General features: G+C 45.6%; 8 protein-coding genes and 1 pseudogene. 2 read left to right on the top strand and 7 right to left on the bottom strand.

The annotated features are described in order from the left end of the window. Positions 1-645: pseudogene (locus LUQ50_RS01755) on the bottom strand (hypothetical protein); the annotation flags it as partial. Between the two features lie 117 nt (positions 646-762). Here LUQ50_RS01755 and LUQ50_RS01760 point away from each other — a divergent pair. Then, positions 763-2,646 (top strand): M3 family metallopeptidase, encoded by a 1,884-nt coding sequence (locus LUQ50_RS01760; RefSeq protein WP_300035269.1) that lies wholly within the window; start codon positions 763-765, stop codon positions 2,644-2,646. Positions 2,647-2,668: 22 nt separating this feature from the next. Here LUQ50_RS01760 and LUQ50_RS01765 read toward each other — a convergent pair whose 3' ends face one another. Together LUQ50_RS01765 and LUQ50_RS01770 are read right to left on the bottom strand one after the other, a co-directional pair. After that, positions 2,669-3,220, bottom strand: coding sequence for a TIGR04255 family protein (locus LUQ50_RS01765; RefSeq protein ID WP_300035272.1), 552 nt, complete (start codon positions 3,218-3,220; stop codon positions 2,669-2,671). 55 nt (positions 3,221-3,275) lie between these two features. Next, positions 3,276-3,503: a hypothetical protein gene (locus LUQ50_RS01770; protein ID WP_300035274.1), complete on the bottom strand. Its 228-nt coding sequence runs from the start codon at positions 3,501-3,503 to the stop codon at positions 3,276-3,278. A gap of 203 nt (positions 3,504-3,706) precedes the next feature. On the opposite strand from LUQ50_RS01770, the gene LUQ50_RS01775 reads away from it, so the two are divergent. Beyond that, the gene (locus tag LUQ50_RS01775; RefSeq protein WP_300035277.1) at positions 3,707-4,063 is read left to right on the top strand and encodes a hypothetical protein; all 357 of its coding nucleotides are present in this window, start codon (positions 3,707-3,709) and stop codon (positions 4,061-4,063) included. 15 nt (positions 4,064-4,078) lie between these two features. On the opposite strand, the gene LUQ50_RS01780 is transcribed toward LUQ50_RS01775, so the two are convergent. The 4 genes from LUQ50_RS01780 to LUQ50_RS01795 all read right to left on the bottom strand — a co-directional run. Further along, the gene (locus LUQ50_RS01780; protein WP_300035280.1) at positions 4,079-6,340 is read right to left on the bottom strand and encodes a PAS domain S-box protein; all 2,262 of its coding nucleotides are present in this window, start codon (positions 6,338-6,340) and stop codon (positions 4,079-4,081) included. Then, positions 6,315-7,343: a uroporphyrinogen decarboxylase family protein gene (locus LUQ50_RS01785; RefSeq protein ID WP_300035283.1), complete on the bottom strand. Its 1,029-nt coding sequence runs from the start codon at positions 7,341-7,343 to the stop codon at positions 6,315-6,317. Before LUQ50_RS01785 ends, LUQ50_RS01780 begins: the two co-directional genes overlap by 26 nt. 2 nt (positions 7,344-7,345) lie before the next feature. Then, the gene (locus tag LUQ50_RS01790; RefSeq protein WP_300035286.1) at positions 7,346-7,981 is read right to left on the bottom strand and encodes a cobalamin-dependent protein; all 636 of its coding nucleotides are present in this window, start codon (positions 7,979-7,981) and stop codon (positions 7,346-7,348) included. A 249-nt stretch (positions 7,982-8,230) separates the two neighbouring features. Next, positions 8,231-8,695 (bottom strand): ferritin family protein (locus LUQ50_RS01795; RefSeq protein ID WP_367278935.1); only part of this gene is annotated, 465 nt, incomplete at its 5' end.

Below are 8,695 nucleotides of genomic sequence, written 5' to 3' on the forward strand. Positions count from 1 at the left end.
AATTATCGTATCGCAGGCTGTGATAGACCACCGTGTTGGCACGAGTCTTCTTCCCCGTTCATTTCCCATCACACCTACTGAAAATGCTTTCTGAATATGGGAGAATGGGACTCTTCGTCGGTGTAGATCGGTGACTGCTTCAGCTGCCTTGAGGTCAGTATCGTAGTAAACCTTTTCCAGATCCCGGTTCCACCGCTGCTCCTCTATCTCCAGGCGTTCAATAGTGGCACTCGGGCCGTAGGGTGTATGTTCTTCACTAAAAGAAAATCCGGCAGGGGTGGTAGAAAATTGAGCCTCACTCTCAATTGAACGGTCTGAAAGTGCTATCTCCTGTAGTTTTCCGATGAACCGATCAGCAGTATTGGTTGCCTGAACCTGGTGCATGCCTCTAACAAGACTGAGGCGGTAACGAATGATCTCCTCCTGTGGGATGTTCCCTGGAATCCATTCCTCCGGACGATCCATGACTGAAGTATCACCGTGCAGAGGTGCGATCATCGGGCCCGCGTAGACTTTTGGATAATATGAAGAACCGATGAAGACCGAGGGAGGAGAACTGCCTGAAAGATCAGTACCCACCGGTACTGATTTCATATGGGTTGTTGCTGCAGTGAGCGTTCTCAGGTATTCTCCTTTTCCGATCATGATTGATGCGAGTCTCTCGATTGTATGCTTCTCTCATGATATCCCTGGCTTCTCACATAAATCCTCTCAGGTCCTGCTAAACGATGTCCATATCTTTGGATACGACGATACACAAGTATGGGTCGTCCGCTTCTCATTGCGATACTCCTGATCGGTGCTTGTCTGGTTGCCGGTTCATGGGTATCAGTATGGTGGGATGAGGGGAGATATTCTGAATCAGGATTAGGATCAACCCTGGATCAGGGAGAACCAGTCAAACTGGTCTATCCACCTGGCGAGATCTCCCGGGAATTGAATCGTACCATTGCACAAACCTTCCATGATCTTGAAGATCTGGTTGCAATACCTGATTCAGATCGGACTTCACAGAATACGATTGTCAGACTTGAGGAGATACTCACCTTATTTGATGACCAGACCCTCAAATATTCATTGATTGGAGCCGAATCTCCAGATATACTGATTAGTGCTGAAGCTGGATCAGCCTCGTATCAGCGTGATGAATTTCTCAACAGTGTATATTTACGACGTGATATCAGCCACGCCCTCCGGAATGTGACCGCGGGTTCAGAAACCGAGCAGGTACTTAAGCATCATCTGGAAGATGCATTCTCCTATTCAGAACTCCCTGAACCAGTCCGGGAAGAACTCACTGCATTAGGGCAAAACCTCTCCACGATTGGGAATGAGTACCGGAAAAACCAGCGTGATGGCAATCTCTCTCAAAACCTTGCACTGATTCCCAGGATCGTAAATGTCAGGCAGCAGATGGCAACCCTGCTCGGGTACAGGTCATTTGCCGATTACCAGCTTCATGAGTCAGGAGTGCCGTTTGATATGGCAGAGTTGCGGTGTTACCTGGATAACAAGTCACGCGTCACCAGCAATGAATCGCATCAGGAAGCTGCAGAACTGCTTCAGGTAAAACAGAGAACCGATCCCGGTGCGACTGTTGTGTATGATTATGAGATCCCGGTATTACGGTCCAGGTTAGTATCCTCTGTGAATCAGACAAATGGATCTGCTGGTGCTTCCCGACTACCTGCTGAAGAGGTGGTTTCTGAAGTTAATGACCTTGTTTCCCGAATTTTCGGGGTCTCAATAACGCAGGTATCACATTCGCCTGGATTTGCACCCGGAATGAACCTCTATCGAATCACAACTCCTGAGTCCCATGATACCAGAGCATGGTATTACCTCTGGATTCGAGAAGATGACCGGGTGGGCAGTACCTCTGGAAGAACTTATTATCTTCGTGCCGGTCATGAGTCGGGGGGATCCTGGATCCCTTCAGTTTCAGCTCTAATAGTATCTGTTCCTCCGGGAAGGAACCGTAACCAGGTTCTTCTTTCTCCGGTGGATCTTCAGGTTCTCTTTCATGAATACGGGCATCTGCTCAGACATAGTCTTGCAACCAGCAGATATGCAACCCTTTCCAGCGGAGCCAGGGATCCCACGGGTTACAGCGAGGTCTTCTCATTGTTCTTTGAAAAGTTCCTCTTGAATCCGGAAGGTCTGGATCTGCTTTCCGAAACGAAAGGAGAAGGAGTATTAAACCCTGATTCAGATGTTAGTGACCTGATGCGTACCGGTCTTGATGAGGAAGCAGTATGGGGATCTGGTTATATCAGGGTGTATCCGTTCTTCCTGTCGCTTCTGGATCTTGATCTCCATTCCGGGAACAAAACTCTTGATTTTATCAGCCTGCATGATCAGCTCTATGAGAATCTTACCGGATACCGGAGTTCTTCAGGAGCATCATCTCTGCTCGCAAATCCGGCATTTTTCATATCAGATAATGCCGGAACCTATTGGCATTATGTCCTCGATGAGGAGTACGCTGGAGTTCTCTTCTCCCGGTTTACCGATGAGGGAGCGTTCAATATGAGTGCCGGGATTGCATGCAGGAAAGATCTGTTTGAACCGGCAGGATCGGTGGATCCGATTGTACTCATGAAACAATATCCGGGGTATGCTCCTGCAGTTCCTGGATGTTTTTGATCTTTAGGAAGAGTGGTCATCGTTATGTGATCAGATCCACGATAGCTGCAGGGACGATCTGATCAAAGAGGATGTGTATCTCAGCATGGGCAGAATCAAACCAGTCCAGAATCTCTTCGCACCTGCTACCTGCTGAATTACCAGTACTCTTCACCGTGAAAACCAGGATCCATCCAGGTTTTGCATTTGTATCATACCAGGATCTGATCTGCACCTTCATTGCGGGATTCGGAATATTCAAGTGAAATTCGTATGCAGTGTCTGAAATCTGAACCTGATTACACAAGTCAGTTCTGATCTCCCCTGTTATCTGATGATACACTGATTCTTTAATCAGAAACCGATCCGTATATCTGAGGGTGAAACCAGATACCCTCCGGTAATCAGGGAGTGTAGCAATACTGGCTGCAAGTGAATCACGAATCTTGTTCCATCCCGGATATGGCGCTTTCACGAATACCGATACCTGCGGTACATTATCCTGGAGATCTTCAATCTCAAGAGAACAGAAAACCTCCTCAACTGGAGATCTGGAAAAATTGTGTGGATTGGGGTACCTATCTCCGGTGTTCATTCGTTCTGAGTCAATTCATTCGATGTAACCGGTTAAATCCTGTACCCTTCACTGATCAGATATACTGCTGTATTGTTTGTTTTACTGCATCAGGTACACCCAGGTTATCCAGGATTGGCACCAGGAGCTGACCTGCAAGTTTTTTGCCATCTGGTGTTCCGATAAATTGCTGGAGCATTGCCATCCCTTCCTGAGATGACAGGAATTTTATTATCTGTTCTTTACCTTCCGGAGAAGATATCATACCGCCCAGAGCACCGCCGATTCCATCAAGAAGTCCCATGTTTTTCTCCTCATCCATTACCTATCTTTGAGAGATGATAAGGATTTCGCCAGAACATGGTACGATTGAATTATTCTCATCCCAATGAAATTCAGATCAGTCTGATTTGTATTGATAATCAGAGATGGTATCCAATCACCGATAATCCTATTATCTTTGATGAGAATGGTATGATATCTCCATAAAAAGAGGTGATAGATGTGATGATCTCAATTGACGGATTCTGGACTACAAAAGCAGGTGATTATGACCCCCAGACTACGCTGAAGACTACGGTATCGGATAACCGGTTTTTCTACCGGATTAACCACGATGCATCAGCACGTCAGAAAGTAATTACCGAGATCCTGGTCGATTCAAAACAGGTTTCACTGGTTCATGACTGGCTCAGTTCTGATGGAAAAGAGACCTTATTTTTTGATGTCCCATCCGAACTACGAAAACCTGGCATTCACACCCTGGTGTTTCGGATCTTTGCCCCCGTCTCGTCTGATGCCGATGCGAAACAGGGCGAGAAACTGTATGAAAGTCAGACATTTACCCTTGAGTATACAGCCTGATATTTTTTCTGCATGTTATGGACTTTGAGATGATTCCTCTGTTACTTTCCGCCACCCGTCATGTGGCACAATCATCTCAAATCTTGCCCCAACACCTGGTAATCCACACTCTCTGATACTGATCTTTGTTAATCCCAGGATCTCCCTGATCAGAAAAAGGCCCATCCCGGTATTTTTTCCATGGCCCTTCTTGAATATGAGTTTTTTCTCTTCAGACGGGACTCCGACCCCGTTGTCTGAGTATGCAATAATCAGATTATCCCCCTGCTGCTCTGTTGTGATGGTAATTGCAGAGACATGCTCACCATGACGTTTTGAGTTCTCAACCAGATTATATATCACCTTCTCAAGCATGGGATCTGCATAGATCATTGCTGATGTACCGGTAATGGTGATGTCAACTCCTGCCAATACTGACTGAAGTGATATTCTTTGCATGATATTTTCGATCTTCTGCCATGTTGGTTTTTTCACCCCGAGCTCCTGATACTGGCGGGTGAACTCAATGAGATGCTGAATATCACTCCCGGCAGTTAACATATTTTGCAATCGGATTCGGCTCTTTTCATCAGTTTCCGTCTCGATGAGCATTTCACTATACGCAGTGATGACCATTACCCGGTTCAGTATATCGTGCCTGGTGATACTACTCAGGATATTCAGTTTCTCCTGTGCGATCCTGATCGCGTCATATGCCCGCTCAAGATCCTGTTCTGACTCCTTTCGGTGGGTGATATCATAGATATTGAGGACAATTCCGATTATGTTCTGGTTATGATCATAAACCGGGCTGTAAATGCTGGATATCCAGATTGGTTTGCCTGAAGGTCCCGGAGGATAGAAAAAGTCAGGTGCCTGAACAATTTCACCAGTTAATGCCTGAACCAGAAAATGATCCCGTTTATAGGTGATGATGAGCGGGAAAACTTCAAGAAAGTTTTTTCCCTTAATATCATCAGATAACAGACCAATAATTCGTTCCATCTCTGGATTCCAGAACAGAATATGGAATTCAGGATCCATCACGGCAATTCCCACATGGGCCGAGTTCACAATCCCTTTGATAAACAGTTCGCTTTCAGTCAGTTCTTTCTGGCTTTTGATGAGTTCTCTATTTGCTGACTGAAGTTCTTGAGAGATGGTAAGCAGTTCCTCATTTTTTTCCTGAAGTTTGAGATTTACCGCTTCTAATCTCTCTTTTATGGTGGTTAGATTATGCCATGAACGGGCATTTGAAATGGCAAGACCAAGTAACTTGGTAAAGGAAAGGGTGAGGTTGAGGTACTCTCTGACACGTTCAGGAATAGATACTTCATATACTCCGAGAATTCCAAGCGTTTCCTGCATGTAGATAATTGGCACGCCGAATCCGGATTGATCCGGAAAAATTTCGAAATCCTTTCCTAAAATTGATAGCAGCACGGCGTTATGTGATTCATCTTTTGAGTTCGGGGGAATAGAAATCATCGTTCCCGGTCCTTCCGGTTGAACCGGTAGATATCGTACAGACCGGGGTGCAAATAGTAACTGGCACATCATAAAAATGCGGGAAATGACATCCTCTTCTTTACTCACCCGTGCGATGTCACTGATCATATTTATTACCGCCATTTGACGGGCGTTAGACTCTAACGCTGCTGAAACCTCCTGGTTACAGGAGGATCTGACCCTGTCCGTTTCCCACTGATATACTGCTGAATGAATAATACCAGAGAGATGGGACGTTCCAACCGGGATAGTTCGTACCGGCAATCCTGAAAACCATTCAAATGATCGAATCTTTTCTTCAGGTATCCTGATGACACCGGTATCGAGAACAATAATCTCGTTCACACTTGAGGAGTAGAATGAGGTCTTATTCTTCGGATTAAACCCCATTTCACGTACATATCGTTCCCACGAGAGAAGCCATCCGGGAAGGATGATATGTGCCCCCCCTTGGATTATGTGTGCAATGAATTCTTCAGGAGCAACGAGTGCATTGCATGTATCTGGTCCTGCATGAGTGATCCCGGGAGGAAGAAGCCCTTGTTTGATAAGTTGGGTGTCACCAAAGAGCAAACTCTGATGTTCCGGGTTGCTATGGTCGCGAAGAAACCGACTGATATTCTCCAGATGATACAGCCCTGCAGAACAATGGTGAGGAAACAGACATACCTGTATTCTTTGTGTGGGAATTTCTGCGATAACTCTGGTTATCTCGTTCTGAAATGTCTCACAAATAAATAGCGTGAGGTCGGGGGATGAGTGATCAGGATAAGATCGGATAGGTTCCATAAGTCTTTACCGCGTCACGAATTGCGAAGAGCACTTCATAGGGAACCTGCAATGGAATCTCCCCATGATTATCACTCAGAATAAACCCGCCTCCCGGTGCTGCATCTGCAATTGCTTTTTGTACGATAGAAAATGCCTGTTCACGGGTCCAGTGTCGCATCTCAATTCCATTCAGGTTTCCAATAATTGATACTTTTCCTGCACATTTCTCTTTAATCTCTTTAAGATCCTCGCTCTCCCCAACTCCTATTGCGGCTGTTTTGAGGGTAATTATATCATCAATGATAGGAAGCACCCGGGCTGATGCATATGTTGCTACTACCGGGCCAGGGATCTGTGGTATTACCTCTTTTGCGATCATAAGGCCGGTCTTTTTAAAGAGTTCAGGGGGGATGATAGTTGGAGATGAAACCGGATCAAAATAGATGATGCCATCTACTCCCGCTTCGAACTGTGCCTTTGCCCATGCAACACAAAACTGGCTGTTGACGGTAATGAGTTTGTTAAACCTGTCTTCATCGGAATAGATGAGCCGGATATAGTCCTCAAATCCCATCTGCATAACAGGAAGCGATAGTGGAGAGAGGACTACTCCGAATATCGGTGCATCACCTGGTGACCGTTTCTTCAAAATCCTGATCATCTCAAGGACCATCTGTAGGCAGGCACTTTCCTGGATGTCAGGAGCAACCAGATTATCAATACGCTCTCCGGTGGTTATGATTGGTCTTCCACTATTTGGCGGGCCATCAGATCTGAAGATAACTTCACCCCCGAATGCCTCGTATTCTACCGGGGTATAATGGAGTGCAATATATGCATCGGTACCGAGTTTTGCCCTGGTCTCAATCAATCCTCTGGCAACAAGGTCAGGTGATCTAAAATACATCTTCAGAGAGACCCCGATCTCCTGTGCCGGATGCATTGATGGATTGAGAATGAGGGGAACACGATCCGGCTCTTTATGACCCAATGTTGTCATAATCCGTTCTAAGGAGGTCATCGTCATGACTCTGCCTCCAACTCACGGATAGCGGTGATTGCATCAGATGCGGTGAAACAGACCCGGTCAGCTCCTACCTCATTTCCGAGTTCAGGATCGATCCTGAACGGTGCTCCGCCCACGATTATTTTGACCTCGCCAGCAACCTGTGAAGAAATTTCCTTTACTTTTAGTGCCGACGGGAGCATGAGCGTTGATATAAGAAGAAATTTGATCTTGTCACGGTCCAGGAGGGTAAGTAACTCCTGTACGTCTCTCCTTCCATACCTGATTGGTGAATACCCGGCACCAATAAGATGAGTTGCTACAATCCTCTCTCCGAGCATGTGATAATCTTCAAGAACAACGGTGGCAATCCTGGTATTTTCTTTTTGCTGTGCAGCAATTTCTGGAAAGATGCTGTTAATTGATTCCTCGATGAGGATGCCTGCCATATAAATCTGTGATATCGCAAGGGTTCCCTCCTCCCATCGTCTACCTATCTCTTCCAGAGCCGGAACGATTATCTTATCTATTATCTCTCCCTTCGATCCCTCTCCGTCTGATGGATTCAGGATATCCCTGATGGCTAGCCGGTCTATCGTGATGAGAGCGGTGATGAGATCTGTAATCCTGGTATTAAATCCATCAAAGTTCATAGGGATAGCCTCAGTTTTTGGATATGATATATATTTCCATCGCTAAGATAAAATGAAGTACGTATGGGGGATGGCATCCTGCACGTATCGGGAAGTAATTCATGGTAGGAATTCTATTTGCAGAGGATAATCGTGGAAAGATTGTCTTAATCGGTAATCAAACCACAGAAAAGTCTATCGATATATGTTGGAATCGAGAGAAAAGATCGGATGAAATACCGATTGGTATTTCACTCCGGGAGATATGGGTTACCAGGCCTCAACAAAGGCTGAGTTCGTGTAAATATCCTCAAGACGAGCCTTGTGGCCGAGTTCCATCTTGGCTAATTCCTGGAAGACCTTCTTCTGGTCTGCATCAATACTTGCTTCCGCTAATTTTTCGTACATATTCTTAGCGTCTTCTTCCTTCTTGATAGCGAGTTTCAGACCGTCAAGTGGCTTCATCTCAGTGGTCAGGGGAGGGCTTTCAATGAGTTCTGAAAGTTTGTAATCCTTCACTTCATCAAATTTGAGTTCCTTCTTGTCACCTGAAAGATATGCCTGAAGTGTCTTACGGTGCATGGTCTCCTGTTCAGCCAGCTCTTTGAAGATCGTCTTTAAGGCTGCATCAGATATCCGCTCTGCACTCGCTGTGTAGAAGGTGTATGATTCAACTTCTTTGTCAATTGCATCAAGCAGAATTTTTTTGAATTCATTACTCTTCATAACTGATCC

The organism is Methanospirillum sp., assembly GCF_028679455.1.
Classification (GTDB): Archaea; Halobacteriota; Methanomicrobia; order Methanomicrobiales; family Methanospirillaceae; genus Methanospirillum.

What these genes read in the sequence shown, in the direction of transcription:
- LUQ50_RS01760 (WP_300035269.1), top strand. Translation starts at nt 763, where the DNA reads ATGGGTCGTCCGCTTCTCATTGCGATACTCCTGATCGGTGCTTGTCTG.
- LUQ50_RS01765 (WP_300035272.1), bottom strand. Translation starts at nt 3,220, where the DNA reads ATGAACACCGGAGATAGGTACCCCAATCCACACAATTTTTCCAGATCT.
- LUQ50_RS01770 (WP_300035274.1), bottom strand. Translation starts at nt 3,503, where the DNA reads ATGGGACTTCTTGATGGAATCGGCGGTGCTCTGGGCGGTATGATATCT.
- LUQ50_RS01775 (WP_300035277.1), top strand. Translation starts at nt 3,707, where the DNA reads ATGATCTCAATTGACGGATTCTGGACTACAAAAGCAGGTGATTATGAC.
- LUQ50_RS01780 (WP_300035280.1), bottom strand. Translation starts at nt 6,340, where the DNA reads ATGGAACCTATCCGATCTTATCCTGATCACTCATCCCCCGACCTCACG.
- LUQ50_RS01785 (WP_300035283.1), bottom strand. Translation starts at nt 7,343, where the DNA reads ATGACCTCCTTAGAACGGATTATGACAACATTGGGTCATAAAGAGCCG.
- LUQ50_RS01790 (WP_300035286.1), bottom strand. Translation starts at nt 7,981, where the DNA reads ATGAACTTTGATGGATTTAATACCAGGATTACAGATCTCATCACCGCT.